Annotated in this window: 14 protein-coding genes and 1 pseudogene; 7 read left to right on the plus strand and 8 right to left on the minus strand. The window is 58.5% G+C overall.

The genetic code is table 11. The features are described from left to right. Positions 1–60 precede the first annotated feature (60 nt). A complete protein-coding gene (locus AC0L3I_RS35895) occupies positions 61–300 on the minus strand; it encodes a hypothetical protein (RefSeq protein ID WP_473530114.1) in 240 nt (79 codons plus the stop codon). Between AC0L3I_RS35895 and AC0L3I_RS35900 the strand changes: the two genes are divergently transcribed. The 3 genes and pseudogenes from AC0L3I_RS35900 (at position 299) to AC0L3I_RS35910 (ending at position 2206) form a co-directional block, all read left to right on the plus strand. After that, positions 299–1087 carry a tetratricopeptide repeat protein gene (locus AC0L3I_RS35900; protein WP_473530112.1) on the plus strand — a complete coding sequence of 263 codons (789 nt, stop codon included), beginning with the start codon at positions 299–301 and terminating at the stop codon, positions 1085–1087. The genes AC0L3I_RS35895 and AC0L3I_RS35900 overlap by 2 nt on opposite strands. 151 nt (positions 1088–1238) lie before the next feature. Continuing rightward, positions 1239–1781: pseudogene (locus AC0L3I_RS35905) on the plus strand (recombinase family protein). Beyond that, a complete protein-coding gene (locus tag AC0L3I_RS35910) occupies positions 1778–2206 on the plus strand; it encodes a hypothetical protein (protein ID WP_287106816.1) in 429 nt (142 codons plus the stop codon). The pseudogene AC0L3I_RS35905 and the gene AC0L3I_RS35910 overlap by 4 nt, the downstream one beginning before the upstream one ends. A gap of 396 nt (positions 2207–2602) precedes the next feature. Here AC0L3I_RS35910 and AC0L3I_RS35915 read toward each other — a convergent pair whose 3' ends face one another. Continuing rightward, positions 2603–3577, minus strand: coding sequence for a GlxA family transcriptional regulator (locus AC0L3I_RS35915; protein ID WP_473530102.1), 975 nt, complete (start codon positions 3575–3577; stop codon positions 2603–2605). A 158-nt stretch (positions 3578–3735) separates the two neighbouring features. Here AC0L3I_RS35915 and AC0L3I_RS35920 point away from each other — a divergent pair, with 158 nt between their 5' ends. Both AC0L3I_RS35920 and AC0L3I_RS35925 read left to right on the plus strand, forming a co-directional pair. Further along, positions 3736–5097: an MmgE/PrpD family protein gene (locus AC0L3I_RS35920; protein ID WP_473530103.1), complete on the plus strand. Its 1362-nt coding sequence runs from the start codon at positions 3736–3738 to the stop codon at positions 5095–5097. 86 nt (positions 5098–5183) lie between these two features. Continuing rightward, positions 5184–5447, plus strand: coding sequence for a hypothetical protein (locus AC0L3I_RS35925; protein ID WP_473530113.1), 264 nt, complete (start codon positions 5184–5186; stop codon positions 5445–5447). 67 nt (positions 5448–5514) lie between these two features. Here AC0L3I_RS35925 and AC0L3I_RS35930 read toward each other — a convergent pair whose 3' ends face one another. The 6 genes from AC0L3I_RS35930 to AC0L3I_RS35955 form a co-directional block, all read right to left on the minus strand. Continuing rightward, positions 5515–5823, minus strand: coding sequence for a hypothetical protein (locus AC0L3I_RS35930; protein WP_473530104.1), 309 nt, complete (start codon positions 5821–5823; stop codon positions 5515–5517). Between the two features lie 241 nt (positions 5824–6064). Continuing rightward, positions 6065–7162, minus strand: a complete 1098-nt coding sequence (locus AC0L3I_RS35935) for a GlxA family transcriptional regulator (RefSeq protein WP_473530105.1) — start codon at positions 7160–7162, stop codon at positions 6065–6067. Positions 7163–7480: 318 nt separating this feature from the next. Next, positions 7481–8014 (minus strand): sarcosine oxidase subunit gamma family protein, encoded by a 534-nt coding sequence (locus tag AC0L3I_RS35940; protein WP_473530106.1) that lies wholly within the window; start codon positions 8012–8014, stop codon positions 7481–7483. 7 nt (positions 8015–8021) lie between these two features. Continuing rightward, complete coding sequence (locus tag AC0L3I_RS35945; RefSeq protein WP_473530107.1) at positions 8022–10991, minus strand: sarcosine oxidase subunit alpha family protein; 2970 nt, start codon at positions 10989–10991, stop codon at positions 8022–8024. Continuing rightward, positions 10988–11260, minus strand: a complete 273-nt coding sequence (locus AC0L3I_RS35950; protein ID WP_473530108.1) for a sarcosine oxidase subunit delta — start codon at positions 11258–11260, stop codon at positions 10988–10990. The genes AC0L3I_RS35945 and AC0L3I_RS35950 overlap by 4 nt, the downstream gene beginning before the upstream one ends. 25 nt (positions 11261–11285) lie before the next feature. Next, positions 11286–12536 carry a sarcosine oxidase subunit beta family protein gene (locus tag AC0L3I_RS35955; protein ID WP_473530109.1) on the minus strand — a complete coding sequence of 417 codons (1251 nt, stop codon included), beginning with the start codon at positions 12534–12536 and terminating at the stop codon, positions 11286–11288. A gap of 88 nt (positions 12537–12624) precedes the next feature. Here AC0L3I_RS35955 and AC0L3I_RS35960 point away from each other — a divergent pair, with 88 nt between their 5' ends. Together AC0L3I_RS35960 and AC0L3I_RS35965 are read left to right on the plus strand one after the other, a co-directional pair. Next, a complete protein-coding gene (locus tag AC0L3I_RS35960) occupies positions 12625–13575 on the plus strand; it encodes a GlxA family transcriptional regulator (protein ID WP_473530110.1) in 951 nt (316 codons plus the stop codon). 872 nt (positions 13576–14447) lie between these two features. After that, on the plus strand, positions 14448–15794 hold the full coding sequence (locus tag AC0L3I_RS35965; protein WP_473530111.1) for an NAD(P)/FAD-dependent oxidoreductase: 1347 nt from the start codon (positions 14448–14450) through the stop codon (positions 15792–15794). The last annotated feature ends 437 nt before the right edge of the window (positions 15795–16231 follow it).

A 16231-nucleotide genomic window follows, 5' to 3' on the forward strand; every position in this document is an offset into this window, starting at 1 on the left:
AGGGGCATTGAATCTCATGATTAGGTACAGCGGTCGCGATAAGTCGGCGCAATCTTACATTTAAGTGCAGTGCGACAGCCGCTGATCTACGGGCACGTCAATCCTTATGGCCGCTTCAACCTCGACCTGAACAGCAGGATCGATTTTGAGCAGAAACAAGCGGCGTGAAGCATCGAAGGGAATGGTAGAAATGCCTGTATCGAAGAAGCCCCGAAAGAAGGCAGTGGCGAAATCCAAGAAGCCGGAAAATGACAATGCTCTGCCTCCGATGCCGGACCGGCGCGGCATGGAGGGGTTCATGGCAGGTCTTTTCGGCGGAGGGCGTGGGAGCGACCCGACGGACGCTGCGCAAGACATCATGCATGAGGCTTGGGAAGCAACCAGTCGCAGCAAGCGTATTACGCTGGCCAGGAAAGCGCTTAAAGTCTCGCCGTTGTGCGCCGACGCCTATGTGCTGTTGGCCGAAGAAGAGGCGGGGTCTGTCGAGGAAGTGCTGGACTACTACCAGAAGGGCGTCGCGGCGGGTGAAGAGGCGCTGGGCCCTGACGGGTTTGAGGAATATGCCGGTCGCTTCTGGGGTTTTCTCGAGACGCGCCCCTACATGCGGGCGCGGGCAGGTCTTGCCGCGGTACTCTGGCGGCTTGGTCAGCATCAGGAGGCCATCGACCATTATCAGGCAATGCTCAAGCTCAATCCGAATGACAATCAGGGCATCCGTTACGTGCTGGCCGGGCATTTGCTGGCGCGCGACGATATCAAGGCCCTGAGAAAGCTTCTCAAACAGCACGAAGACGATGGCGCTGCTGCATGGCTCTACACGCGGGCACTTCTTGCCTTTCGTGAAAACGATCCGGGCGCCGGCAAGCTTGCCGAGGAGGCCTGGCTCGCGAACAGCCATGTGCCTGGCGTCCTTTCCGGCAAGCAGCCTTTGGTTGCTTCCATCGACGGCTATATCACTTTGGGGGGCGAGGATGAGGCAGCTGACTACGTCGAGGAAAACGGCCAGGCCTGGCAGGCCACGCCTGGTGCCGTCGCGTGGCTGGCGGAGGTTACCAGAAAGCTGAAACCACGACGACCGCGTAACTGACCGCCGGAACCGTGGGCGTGTTCTAATTTGGGTATACCCGGCCTGAACACCCGCCATGAACACGTCGCAACCGGAAAAGCCTGTATATTGGGGCTCAATCTTCGTTAATGAACAGAGCATCGCGCCGGCACACCCAAAATGAACAGTTTGCATGACCCGCATCGGATACGCTCGCACCTCCACCACCGCCAGAACCTCGCCGGGCAGATCGCCGCGCTCAAGGCCGCCGGCTGCGAGGTCATTCGCGAGGAGCAGAAGAGCGGCTCTACCCTGGAAGGCCGGCCGCAACTCAACACCATTCTCGACCTCATTCATGCTGGCGAGACGCTTTCGTCACCCGGATTGACCGCCGGGCCAGATCGCTGCGCGACCTGCAGATGATCGTGGACAAGCTCAAGACGAAGGGCGCGCATCTCTCCGCGACAGAACAACCTGTCGATACGTCGACCGCCGCCGGTAAGGCCTTCTTTGACATGCTTGTTTCTTTGCCGAGTTCGAGACCAATCTGCGGCGCGAGCGCCAGGCGGAGGGAATCGCTGCCGCCAAGAAGCGCGGCACATACAAGGGCCGGCCGCCGAAAATCGACCGCGACGCGATCCAGCAAAGGCTTAAACAGGGTCAGGGCCCAACACAAATCGCCCGCGATCTCGGCGTCTCACGCGGTACTGTCTATCAGGTGAGGAAGGGCAAATGACGAAGGGCAGGCTCATAACCCGTCTGACGCCAGCGACATGCGAAGAGATCCAGACCCGCATGCTCGAAGTCTGCCAGAAGATCGCTGAGGACCACGGCCTGGTCATCGAGGGCGCCGGATGGCGCGGCACGGATACCGGCTTCTTCTTCGAGCCCGTGTTCCGCGTCAGCATTCCCGCTTCCGACGGCACCGCATTCAATCTCGAAAAAGACAGGTTCGAGTTCTTGGCAGAGCACTTCGGATTGGCCCCTTCGGACTTCGGACGCGAGTTCCGCACCGGAAGCGAGCGATTCCGGATCACCGGCATCGATCCAAAGCGGCCACGCTACCCGATCTCCGCTGAGCGAATTCCCGACCGCAGAGGGTTCAAATTTGCCGCCGAAAACGTCGCCATGCTCCTCCAAGCCAAGGAGAACAAGCCGTGACGTTCTCGGATTGTTCCGCAAGTTGGCCAAAATCGCAGCTTCGGGCCGATTAGGCCATGTTGGTGGCTCGAAGCGGAGGCAAGCAGCTTCTGGAACCGGGACGACATCTGTCATGCCGGTTGCGGTGGTTCCGTGCCGGTCCTGTCGAAGGTAACTTGGTGAGTTGGGTCGACTGGTTGACTAGACTCTCCGTGCCGACACGACAGGCCCGATAGAATTTGTAAACATTGCTCATCCGCTGTTCCGCGCGAACGCCACCGTCCGACCTTGGCCCGCCGAAATGATAGCTCTCAGGATGCGACAGACAACGCATTACAATTGAAATGCCGTTGTCGGACATCCCGCCCGCCCGTTGTTCTGCCCGACACCAGAGCGAAGCCGCGTTTCGCGGTCGAACTATTTTGGAGCGCCTTTCCAGGTGCGGTCTGCGCTGGGCAGGGAGCCGAAACGCTGGCGATAAGCGCGCGAAAAGTGGGATGTCGAGTTAAACCCGCAATGAATAGCGATTCCGAGGACCGACATTGAGGTATTGCGCAGCAGCCGTCGTCCTTCATCGAGGCGTATCCGGACATAATGCTGCGCCGGCGAGCAATGCAGGTGGCGCATGAAAAGCCGCTCCAGTTGCCGGGAGGAAACGCCGGTACGGCTGGCGATTTTGGGAAGTCGAAGCGGCGTCTCGATGAATTGTTCCATCAACGCCACTGCGCCGATTACGGTCGGGTGGGCGATGTCCAGCCGGTGACGTAGCGCCATGCGTTGGTGGTCTTCCGGCCGCCTGATCGATCCGTAGATGAAATTCTCCGCAACCATGCTGGAAACATCGTTGCCTTGCCGGTCCCGGATAATGTCCAGCATGGCATCCATCGCCGCCAGGCCTCCCGCGCAGGTGAAGATGCGTCCATCGACCACGTAAAGCTCATCGCACACTTCAGCCCTTGAGCATGAGGCCCGCAGCGCATCGATAAAGCCCCAATGCGTCGTGCAGCGCCTGCCGTCGAGAAGCCCGGCGTCGGCCAGTACAAAACTGCCCGTACTGACGCTGCCGAGGCGAATTTTTCGCCGATCCATGCGGCGCAGATATTCCCTCAGTTTTCTATTGCCATACGTCTCGTCGGAATGGCCGCCGCACACGACTACGATGTCGAATTCACCGCCTTCATCCAGGGTAATGGTGGGGACCGCGAGCCCGGTGCTCGATTGGATGGAACCACCGTCGACGCTGACATTGGTCCAGCGGTAACACTGCTCGCCGGCCATCCTGTTGGCGCCGCGCAAGGGCTCCGTGAGAGAGGAGAAAGACATAAGCGAGAAGTCCGGTATCAGGATGACACCGACGTGCAGCGGTTTTATCCGGTTAACAGATGCGTCCACCCCGACCTCCTCTTTTGGTCTCCGCATTGTCCCTTGAAAGACATGCAGAATGCAATGGAGAGTGTCGTATTGTGACGGAATCTCGTCGAAAAATGTGACGCCGCGCCTAGCAACTAACTCATACTGGGCCTTCCTTGGCATCAAGAAGGCAACCGGGCATGGCAACTTCATCTGCATACCAGTTTATTGCTGGCACCATCTACCAGGAACTTCCTGCCGCTGTGCAGGACATGGCGAAACGGTGCCTTCTCGACCTGGTGGGCACGGCAATCGCGGGCACGCAGACCCCACTGTCGCGAATAATCCGCAACCATGCAATTCGTGCCTTCGGGGCAGGTGCCGGCGCTCCTTCGGCACGATTGATGTTCGACGGCCGCAGGGCCAGCCCGGTTGGGGCGGCATTGGCCGGCGGCATGACGATTGACAGTTTCGATGCGCATGACGGTCATGTGCTTACCAAAGGCCACGCCGGCTGTGCCGTCCTGCCGGCGTTGCTGGCCGTCGCCGAAACGAGGGACATGAGCGGTGCCGAGTTTCTCGCTTCGCTTGCCGCCGGCTACGAGATCGCCATCCGTGCCGGCATCTCACAGCATGCTACCGCGCCGGACTATCACACCTCCGGGTCGTGGAATGCGCTGGGCGCGGCAGCCATAGCCGCGCACCTTTGGGGTCTCGACGAGACACGGTTCCGCCATGCGATCGGCATTGCGGAGTTTCATGGCCCCCGCAGCCAGATGATGCGCTGCATCGACTTTCCCACGATGCTCAAGGACGGTTCGGGTTGGGGCGCCATGGGCGGCATCAGCGCTGCCTACCTTGCCGAAGACGGCTTTACCGGAGCGCCTGCGATTGTCGTGGAAGGCGACAATGTCAAATCCTTCTGGAACGATCTGGGCAAGGAATGGCGGTTTTTGGGAATGTATTTCAAGCCGTATCCCATCTGCCGCTGGGCGCAGCCCTCCGTCGAGGCCGCGCTTATGCTCCGGCGCAGGCACAATATCCTGCCGGAGACGATCGATCATGTCGAAGTCGACACATTCGACGCAGGGGTCCGGCTCAATCAGCGCAGGCCGGAAACCACCGAGGAAGCCCAGTACAGCCTGCCGTTTCCTGTTGCCGCCGCACTCGTGCGCGGGCAATTGCTTCCAACCGATATTGCCGGCGCATCGCTGGTCGACGCCAAGATATTGTCGATGAACGACCGCATCAAGCCGATCACCGTACCCGAAATCGACAAGCTGTTTCCTGCCGAAAGAATGGCGCGGGCGCGTATCTATCTTAAAGACGGCACCGTCTTGGAAAGCGAATTGACGACTGCGCGCGGCGACGCCGAAAGGCCATTGTCGGATGCTGAAATCGCCGCGAAATATCACTCGGTCGCCGACGATATTATCGGGAGCGAAGGCGCGGCCGTACTTCGTTCCACGATCGCAACGCTGAATGGCGCACGCTCCGTGCGCGGACTGCTGGACCTCGTGCTTGCCCCGGCAGATGCACAACGCAAGGCGGTGGCAGCTTGAGCGTAGAGGTCGCTCAAACCGTCTGGATTTCACTTGCCGACGGCTGCAGGCTGGCGGCCCGGATATGGTTTCCCGAAAAGGACAGTATGCCGGCTCCAGCGATACTGGAATATCTCCCCTACCGCAGGCGCGACCGCGACCGTGGCGACGATGCAATCCTGCATCCGGCCCTGGCGGAGGCGGGATATGTCAGCTTCCGAGAAAAGAGCATCAAAGAGCGGCGTGACCTGTTTTCCCGCTTGAAGAAAGCCGGTATCGGTCGCCAAGCGTACGCTGCTGTCAGATGCCATGGCGACGAATGGCCGGTCGCGAAAAACTGCCGAGCACCTTTTCCGATGATCCATCTCTGATGCGGATGTCGACTTCGGGAGCATCGATTGCGAAACGGGCGATCCCGTGGGCGGGCGCTACAGGTTATCAATCCTTGACAAGGGTGTAAGGCGGCGCGATATTGATGATCGTGCATAATAAAAGATAGTAAGTTATTCGCCCGTTACCCATGATAGTATCTAATATGATCGACAAACTAAAGATATATTTTGCATCTGAGAACTTTTCAGAAGATAGATGCGTTTCCTTTGTAGCGTTACTGCTCACGACGCCGTTGTTGGGTTTGCTTTTTGCTTTTTTGACCCAGAGCGCAGACCAGTCTAAAACATTGAAGTCGGAACTGGCCTTCCCCCAGAGTATTTCGATCGTGCTTCCGCCGCGCTGATGCTGGGTCATCTTCAATAATCGAACTCGGTGCCAAAGAGCCAGACGGGTCACTTTGGTACATGGACGGCGTGGGTGGGATTATCGATGGTCCGTCACCAATATGACCTCCCTTTCTGACCGCTCTCGCGGTGTTGGAAGCGTCGGCGCGCCCACTCCTTTGCCTACCGCGTCCGAACTTAATGTTGCGGGTTTTGTTGCAACGGCTGAATAGGAGCGCAGAGGGGTCTGACACGAGGCCAATCACGCGCTCCTATTCAGCCGTGCAAAAAACCTCTTGTCCAGCTCCGCGCGGCAACAATCGAGTTTGATGTGGGGCGCAGCCGTACATGTCCCGATAGACTTTTGAGAAATGTGATGCCGAAACGAATCCGCACGCTATCGCTATCTCTATAACGGGGAGACTTGAACTGTGGAGCAGCAAGTGCGCGCGTTCCAGACGAAGTTCCAGGTAGTAGCGGCTCGGACTGCGTCCTAGTTCACGCTTGAAAAGTCGCTCAATTTGGCGGCGTGTAAGGCCAGTCACTGCCACCAGTCCATCTATCGACTTGGGATCGCCGATATGTGCCTCCATCTGATCGACAACCTCGATGACTGCCTTATGATTGAATCGCACGCGGGAATTTGGCGGGAAGCGTTGACGGTCCCCAACCGAGCGAACACGACATGCGACGGCCCTCTCGCAGATGTGATTCACGACGGCAGCGCCATGGTCGCGTCCAACTAGATCCAGGAATGTTTCAAAGGCTGCATCTCCGCCAGAGCAGGTATATAGCTCACCATCTTTCTCAAATGCGGCTTGCGTCGCTATAACGCCTGGGAATTGCTCCAGAAATAGTGGAAATTGCTCCCAATGCACTGCGCAGCGGCGACCTTCTGCGACGCCCGCTCGAGCAAGGACTAGGGTTCCGCCGCCTAAGCCGATAAGGCGCCCGCGGCGGTTACGGCACTCTCTGAGCCAGGCATGCAACTGGCTGTCATGCCGAGGGAGGGAGCGGCCTCCGCACACTATCGCGACCGGGGCTGGGTTTGATCGCAGGTTGCGGTCACGCTCCGACCGCAATCCGACGGCTGAGCTTATGGTGACGCCGCAACTCGACACCACAGGTTGTCCGTCGCCCGAAACGACCTGCCAACTATAGGCGTTTCTGCCCGTCGCTTCATTGGCCAGCGTAAGCACTTCGATCGCGGAGGAAAACGCATGCAGCGAAAAAGCCGGAAGCAGGAAAAAGTTAAACCTGCCAGGTATCGTTTCCGGCCCTTGCTTTCGGAGCTGGTTGTATCGACCCACGAAACCCCGAGCGGCGTCGAGCGCGGTCGGCCGTTGCAAAATCGAATGTCGTGTCTTCACATGAATAGCCTTAGTACACGTTCATTGTTGCCCGACCAAATTCTCACGCGTAGAGGATAGGGCGGCGTGCCCACAGGATTATTTTATGTCACCTAGGAGCCGCGACCCAACAGCTGATGGCGCCGACGCAACGCGGCCGCCAAAGGGTACAACGCCGAACCGTTGGCGACGGCAGGCGAAACGTCGACCGCCTCAGCCTCGACCAGTTCGAGGTTGCATTTAACAGTTAAGACAAGCTTGTTCTTCAAGTTAATCCCGGTATTCCACGGCAAAGCTATTGTGCAAGCGGCACAACGGTCACCTCGGTGACGTTGCAAATCATCGATATTCGCAACTGAGGTCGGCGAGCTCATCCCATAGGCTTTCGGCAAAACCTCGCAGCACCATCAGCTCGAATCCAAGCTCAGTGATTCTTGTGATATTGACCGCGATATGGCCGATTAGTGTCGTCGTCGCACGGCCGACCGGGAAGACGTTCAAGGCAAGGTCCACCGCTGTACCCTTGGCAAGCACCAGGGCGGCCTTGGCGCCCGAGATCCCTATTCGAACGCGGCCGTGGCTCTGGTCGACCACGTCTGCATACGGCTTCAGCTTGTGCACGATGTCGGCGAGAGCTGCTGGCGACACTGGCTCGTCGCCAACAATGAAATATTGGCCCGGCGACATGCTCCTGACAGCAAGGGCATCACATTCAAGCGCGGTAACAATGATGCCAGAGAGATTACCGCTCCCGCTTGCAGAAAGCGCCTGCAGCACAAGGCTTTCCGGAAGTGCGGTTAGCGTCACGTCCGTCGAGAGGATGGGGGTCTTGCTACCCAGCGCAGAGCGGTGTTCGATCGCGAACATGGACATCGGGACCTCAGACTTTCAGCTTTTCGTTGGCCGGATCGACAAACGTCGGGTTGCAGAGGCGAGCAGTTGTGTGCTCATTGCGAATGCCGTTCCATACCTGTACTTCCTCGCCATGCCGTGATGCGCCGCGCTTGACGAGCGCTAGGCCAATGGTCGAGCCCACATGCGGCGAGTAGCAACTCGAACTGACGTAACCTTGGTCGTTTTCTAGTGTTGCCGCCGCACCCTTCTCGAGAATGTGCGAGCCGCTGCGGAACGAAGTGGTGGGTTCGAGCGGCACGACGCCGATAAGCTGATGGCGATTCGGGTCGTTGAGCCCCTCGCGCTCCAGCATGCGCTTGCCAATGAAGTCCGTCTTTGTGGCCGACACCATCCGGCCGAAGCCGAGATCACCGGGCACGATCGTGCCGTTGATCTCGTTGTGCGTGACATGCCCCTTCTCGATACGAAGTACGGACAGAGTTTCGACACCATAGGCACAGATGTCATGTTCCTTGCCGGCTTCCATCAGCGCATCCGCCACCGATTCCCCGAAACCCGCGGGAACGGCCAGTTCATAAGCCAGTTCGCCTGAGAAGGAGATGCGGAACAATCGTCCCGTAAGTCTGTCGCCGAACAGTGAGACCTCTTTGGCTCCCAGAAATGGGAAAGCATCGTTGGAAATGTCCTCGTCGACGATCTTCTGCAGAATGAGGCGTGCCTTCGGCCCGACAATCGCCATTTGCGCCCACTGATCGGTGACTGAAGCGAGCCGCACGTCGAGTTCCGGCCACAGCGCCTGCGAGCAGAATTCCAGATGGTTCATGACGCCCGCCGCATAGGCGGTGGTGGTGGTCATGAAGAAACGACCTTCCGCGAGCCTGCTAGTGGTGCCGTCATCGTAGATGAAGCCATCTTCGCGGAGCATCAGGCCGTACCGGGCTTTGCCGACGGGCAGTTTCCTGAAGACATTGCAATAGACGCGGTCTAGGAATTCCGCGGCATCCTTTCCGGCGATCTCGATTTTGCCGAGCATCGAGACATCGCAAAGGCCGGCATTGATGCGAACATTCTTGACTTCTCGATCGACACTTTCGCGCCAGCCAGTCTCTCCGGACCGGGGAAACCACGCAGAACGATACCAGAGACCCGTCTCGACGAAGGTCGCACCGTTCTTTGCCGCCCAATGATGCAGCGGCGATTTGCGTACTGGCTGGAAATGTTTTCCATGCGACGTGCCAGCAAGCGCACCGAATGAAACCGGCGTATAGAACGGGCGGAACGTCGTGGTGCCGACATCGCCAGGAGAAACACCACGCGCTTCCGCCAGCAGACCGACGGCATTGACGTTGGACAGCTTACCCTGATCAGTCGCCATGCCGTTGGTGGTATAGCGCTTGGCAAGCTCGACATGCCCGTAGCCTTCACGCACGGCTAGGCCAATATCCTTGCGATGGACGTCATTCTGATAATCGATGAAGGCCTTGCCCTTCACGCCGGGAATGGTCCAGAGCGGTTTGCTTGGGGGAGCGACGATGTCGCCCTCGACCGCGCCGAAGGTTGCCGCTTCCGCCTTCAGGCCCAACAATTCAAGCAACGCCGCTGCCTTGGCGGAGCCGGCTTCGAGGCATGAGGCGATACCGTTTGCCGCCGCGCTGGCGCCGGCCAGTGAAAGCCCCTTGCGGTCCTCGTCCGCCACAAAGGCGCCATCTGCATCCGACCACCGAGGTTTGCCGCCACAATGGAAGGCGAGGTTGATGACCGGGCTGAAGCCGCCCGAAACTGCGAGTGCGTCGATGTCCAGTTTTTCCATCCGGCCGTCCTTGAAGATGGTGATGGACGAAAGCGCCTTGCCGCCTTCGGCGTCGGAGACGAAGCCTCCACGAACGATCCGGGCGGAACCGGCGTAGCCGGCGACCGACGCGCCCGAAGCCCGGCTGTCGATGATCACCGCAAGCCGGACGCCAGCCGTTTCGAGGTCGCGAGCCAAGGTATAACCGCTGTCATTTGTGGTGAAAATCGCCACCGACTTGCCGGGCGCAACGCCGTAGCGGTTGAGATAGGCGCGCATGGCGCTTGCCAACATCACGCCGGGAATGTCGTTGCCGCCGAAGACGAGCGGACGTTCTTCCGCGCCGGTAGAGAGAATGGCCTGCTTCGCCACGATGCGCCACAACCGCTCGACCGGCACTTCGGCGCGCGGGTCGGCAACATGCTTCTGTACCCGCTCGATCGCGCCGAATACATTGCCGTCATACCAGCCGAAGGCCGTCGTGCGAGCGAGAAGCTGAACGTTGGGCAGACTTTCAAGTTCGGCGATTGTCTGACGGACGAAGCTCGAGGCGGTCAACCCGCCGATCATGGCTGTCTCGGACAAAAGGCAGCCACCGATCATCGAATTCTCGTCGACGAGAATGACACGGGCGCCTGCGCGACCCGCCGTCAGCGCCGCCGCCAGGCCGGAAGCTCCACCGCCGATGACCAGCAGTTCGCAATGTGCCCAAGACTTTTCATAACGGTCAGGGTCGGCCTCGTAACTCGCCTTGCCGAGGCCCGCCGCCTTGCGGATGAAGGGCTCGTAGAGCTTTTCCCAAAAGCCTGCTGGCCACATGAAAGTCTTGTAGTAGAAGCCGGCGGAGAGGAAAGGCGACAGCAGACCGTTCAAGGAGCCGATATCGAAATCGAGTGAGGGCCAGCGATTCTGGCTCTGCGCCACGAGGCCCTGATAAAGCTCCTGCATGGTGGCACGGGTATTAGGTTCCGTACGTCCGCCGTGGCCGATAGTCATTAGTGCATTGGGTTCCGACGCGCCAGCCGAGAGGACGCCGCGCGGCCGGTGGTATTTGAACGAGCGACCCATCAGCATCTGGCCGTTGGCCAGCAGGGACGATGCGAGACTGTCGCCTTCGAGGCCGACCATGCGTTTGCCATCGAAGGTGAAGGACAGTTGCCTGGAGCGATCGACGAGACCACCCTTCTCGAGACGATAGGATGTCATTCCGCGGCCTCCTTGTAGGCGGCAGCGTCACGCACGCCTTCGATTTCATGGGTCGCGGTATCGCGGCTCACCACCAGCCAGCGGCGGCATCCGGACGTGTGATGCCAGTATTCCCTATAGGCGCCGCGCGGATTGTCGCGCAGATAAACATAGTCGAACCATATCTTCCGCGATGCGTCCGCGGCAGGACGCGCCAGCGCTTCTCCCTTGATGGTGAATTCTTCCTTGGGGCGTTGCCCGCAATGTGGGCAGGGGATGAGGCTTGCCATTTCGGTGTCCTTGCTTTCCCGGAAATCAGTGAAGGTTCGGTTGGGCGCCTTGGCCCTTCTCATCGATGAGATAGCCGCGCTCGAACCGGTCGAGACGCATTTCGCGGGTCACGGCATGCGGCTCGTTCCGGGCGATGAGGTGAGCGAAGCAGAAGCCCGAGCCCGGCGTGGCCTTGAAGCCGCCGTAGCACCACCCCGCATTGAGATAGAGATTGTCGATGGACGTGCGGTCGATGATTGGCGACCCATCCATTGACATGTCCATGATGCCGCCCCAAGACCGAAGGACCCGAACGCGGGAAAGAGCTGGGATCATTGCCTTGCCGGCTTCGACGACATGTTCGACCGTGGCGAGATTGCCGCGCTGGGCGTAGGAATTATAGCCGTCGATATCGCCACCGAACACAAGGCCGCCCTTGTCAGACTGCGAAACGTAGAAGTGTCCGGCGCCGAAGGTAACGACGCAGTCGATGAACGGCTTCAGGCCTTCCGAGACGAAAGCCTGCAGCACATGACTTTCGATCGGGAGCCTTATGTCGGCCATCGCGGCTACCTGGGAGGAATTGCCGGCAGCTGCCAGTGCGAGCTTGCCACAGCCGACGAAGCCCCTGGAGGTCTCGACACCGATCACTTTACCGTTGGCGCGGCGTATACCCGTGACTTCGCATTCCTGAATGACGTCGACACCCATCGAATCGGCGCCACGAGCATAACCCCATGCGACGCCGTCATGACGGACAGTGCCGCCGCGCCGCTGGAGAAGGCCGCCCTGAATGGGAAAGCGCGCATTCTCAAAATTCAGGAAGGGAAGCTTTTCTCGCACTTGTTCGCGGTCGAGTAGATCGGCATCTACGCCATGCAGCCGCATGGCATTGCCGCGTCGGGTATATGCATCGCGCTGCGCATCGGAGTGGAAGAGGTTGAGCACGCCGCGCTGCGAGACCATGGCGTTGAAGTTGAAATCCTGTTCCAGTCCTTCCCAAAATTTCATGGAAAGCTCATAGAAAGGGTTGTTGCCGGGCAGAAGATAGTTCGAGCGGATGATCGTAGTATTGCGGCCGACATTGCCTGAGCCGATATAGTTCTTTTCCAGAACAGCGACGTTGCGGATGCCGAATTCCTTAGCAAGATAATAGGCTGTAGCAAGGCCATGACCGCCGCCACCGACAATGATTACATCATAATGAGGCTTCAACGCCGGTGCACGCCATGCCGACTTCCAGGCGGCGTTGCCGCGAAGTCCGTTCACGAAAATTGAGAAAGCTGAGTAGCGCATTGGTCTCGTCCACTTCGTTCGGCTTTCCATAGCGGGAAATTTCGGTTACGAGTTGCACAAAACGGCCAAAAAAGGACACGTAGAAGCCATGGACCGGCAAAACAACCGATTGAGCCAGACTGTAGGGTTTCTACTTTTGCCCGGGTTCGCGTTGATGTCCTATGCCTCGGCAACGGAGCCGTTGCGCGCCGCAAACCTGTTGGCAGGGCATTCACTCTACGATGTCGAGACGCTATCCTTGGACGGCGCCGCGGTCGCAAGCTCATCCGGCGCCACCATTCCCTGCCGACGGATGGACCAGTTGCGTCTTGACACTATCTTCGTATGCGCGGGCGGTAACCCGTCGATATTGGGTTCGCCTGCGCTTTATACGGCTCTTCGGCAATTCTCTCGAAGCGGCGCGAGGATAGGGGGAATTTCAGGCGGGCCTTACATTCTAGCAGCCGCCGGCTTGCTCGACGAACGAGACTTTACAATTCACTGGGAACATGCGGCTGCTCTCAAAGAAGCTTTTCCAAATCTCAACCCGAGGCAGGCTCGTTTCGTTCTGGATGGCAACCGCATAACATGTGGCGGTGGGGTGGCGCCCTTGGACATGATGCACGCCCTCATTGCCGACAGAATGGGAGCCGATTTTGCCCGCCGTGTCAGTGATTGGTATCTTCATACTGCGGTAGCGGAGCCGACCGCGCCGCAGCGGGCTTCTGCTGCGGAGCGTTTTGGCGTCAACCATCCCGTCTTACTCAATGTTTTAGCAAAGATGGAAGCGGCAATCGAGCAGCCGCTCAACCGGGCTCAGATAGCGGCCTATGCGCGCGTAAGTACGCGCAACCTTGACCGCCTGTTCTCTGAGCATCTCAAGGCGGGCTATACGGAAGTCTGTCGAAATTTCCGGCTCAGCCACGCGCGCCGGCTCCTGCAGCAAAGCCCTCTGTCGATTTCCGAGATTGCATTTGCCACGGGCTTTTCAAGCGCTGCGCATTTCTCCCGTTGCTACTCGGCCTATTTCGGCAAAAGCCCGAAGATAGACCGGCGTTGATGCAGACGTGATGGGGCGAGCCGCATCGCCGCAGCAACCCGTCCGATCTGTTTCGAACAGACACGCCTGCAACTCCTTGATGATCTTGGCGACCCAAGCATCCATCATGAGCTCCCGCGGAACATTGAAGGATATCCCGCATTTGGTTTTACAGGGACTTGTCTCGCGGATTGGTAGGCCTATGCCGCCTTCTCCAGGAGATAGTGTCAGAGATTGACCGAATAGCTGCGCCGTCTGGCATTCTGAACCTTGCTCAAACACAACGCGGCATCCACGTGCTGAACGGAAAGGGTGGCCTATGTAACTTTGTGCGTTGTTCTCGATCAGTTGCTGACATTCAGCTTCCGGGAGCATCAAAATCAGCGCTACGCTGCCTGCGGGCCGCCCATGGGTACACGGCCCCCCAACCCATCTACACTTGTTGCTGCAGGGGCGGCAGATCCTTCTACACACACCGCACCAACGCCGGCCTGAACCATCATATAAACAGTATAGCCCGTTCGGCGGGCAAATTCCGCATGTCCGGTCGCTGGACGAGAGGGATCTGTTTTGCCCTGATCCCGCAGTGCGCGGCGGCTTTAATGGTTGGTCAGCATCATATTCGCTGAGGTCTCAGCGATTAGCGCGTCGATGTCCTATCGATGAAGCGGCGACCCGTTCCAAAATTCCGCCCTTGCTCGACTGTGGGCGCCGATGCTCGCTCGCCCGCTGGCTCTCTTATGGCTCAGTCCGAGCCAGTGGAGAAGCGACCGTCACCAACTCGGACAAGTTGGATGCCGTTTTTACTGACGGGTTTGACGAAAATCCAGCACCAACCCAATCAAGGTCGGAAGATGCTGGTCTTAGACAGCAAAGCCAACAAGGGGTAATCTATGGCCTTTCCTAATTCGTCGCCTTACGTGATCATCGGCGCTGGCATCCATGGCCTGTCTACCGCATATCATTTGGCTCTGGCCCTCAAGAAAGCCCGCAAGGGTTCGGGCACGGACATTCTTGTGATCGATAAGAGCGGCATTGCGGCGGGAGCATCCGGCATTGCCTGCGGCGTTGTCCGCAACAATTACTTTCAGCCCGCGATGCGTGAGCTCATGGCACACTCTGTTAACGTGTGGGAGAGCGACGCCGAAGCCTATCAGTACAATCCAGTCGGCTACATGCAGATTAGCTCGGAATCGATGCATGAAGACGTTCGCAGTATCTACGAGCAGCAAAAGGCAATCGGCTATACCTCGGTGTTTGTTGAAGGCAAAGCTGAGTGCGACGCCTACATGAAGGATTTATTTTCGGATTGGCAGGCAAAGAACGTCACCTCCGTCCTTCACGAAAAGAAGGGCGGCTACGCCCATAATGCTGCAGCAATCTACGCGCTGGCAAAAAAGGCAGAAACCGAAGGTGTCCGTATCCTGACCGGAGTTACCGTGACCGGTATGACCTTCGCAAGCGGATCAAGCTCGGCGGTGACCGGCATCGACACCGATCAAGGCCACATCAAATGCGACTATCTCGTTGTCGGCGCCGGCCCGTGGATCCGTGACTTCTGGCGCATGGCGGAACTGCCCCAGACGGTTATGATCAAGGGCAAGGATGGCGAGCTCCATGACAACATTCCCATGTGGCGGTTCTGGCAGCTTGAGGAAGGCGTACTCGGCGTCGACCCGAACACCTTTAGGGCCAACGATGGCAAGATGCCGCCTGTCATTCACGTTGACACGGATGCTCCGCTCTACTCCACCGTCGACGGAAGTCTGATCACCGACAAGATGTGGGGCATCTACTACAAGCCCGACTTCAATTTCGGCGGTGTTCAAGGTGGCGCGATGCCCTACAAGGTCGACACACCAGTGGACGAAATTCAGATCGATCCCTACGGCCCTTCCTCGCCGGAATTCATCGCTAGCAAGGAGTTCGCCCATATGTGGGTCTCGGCACTTGCTCACTGCAACAAACGGTTTGAAGGCATGATGAAAAAGTTCCATCGCGAGCCGTCGGGCGGTATCGGTTGCTTTACACCGGACAGCTTCCCGATCTTCGAAGCATTCCGTGAGAACGTCTACATGATCGCCGACTCTAATCATGGTTACAAAATGATTGGCGTCGGTGCGCTTGTAGCTGAAGAGGTCCTGGGCCACGAATCTCGCATGCTAAAGCCGTTCCGCCTAGGTCGCTATGAAAAGGGTGAGTTGCATCCCACCTCGAACAGTCCTTATCCTTGGAGCTAATCGGGCTAGAGAAGGGCTCGGAACCCGGACGCCTAGAAGCCGGCCGCCCGGCGGGTGAGCATGAATACCATGCTCAAGGAAAGCGAGTTCAGTGATCCAAAGCCTGTCAAGAGGACGAGGATCGCACGACCCGATATTTGGCGGTTTTCTTATCTGCCCTGACGCGAATCCAACACCATACCTCCTGGCACTGACCGATGGTAGCGCCCTGACCGGCCCAGAAAAGCTGGGCTAATCACGTTAGTGGAGTGAGGAAGCCTATGCAGAAAGATATTTCAAAATTCTCGCGCGGCTCGTTATCGGTCGGTCTCGCAAGGTGTGCCTGAACCATCCAGCGCTGACTTTCGGCGATGCTGGCAGAAGCGCGTAGGACCCAAGAACCTGCGGTCCTTAAGACTGGTTGGAGGAGAATCTGATGGTTAATCCGCATGAGAATC

It is taken from the genome of Mesorhizobium sp. WSM4840 (assembly GCF_055811755.1).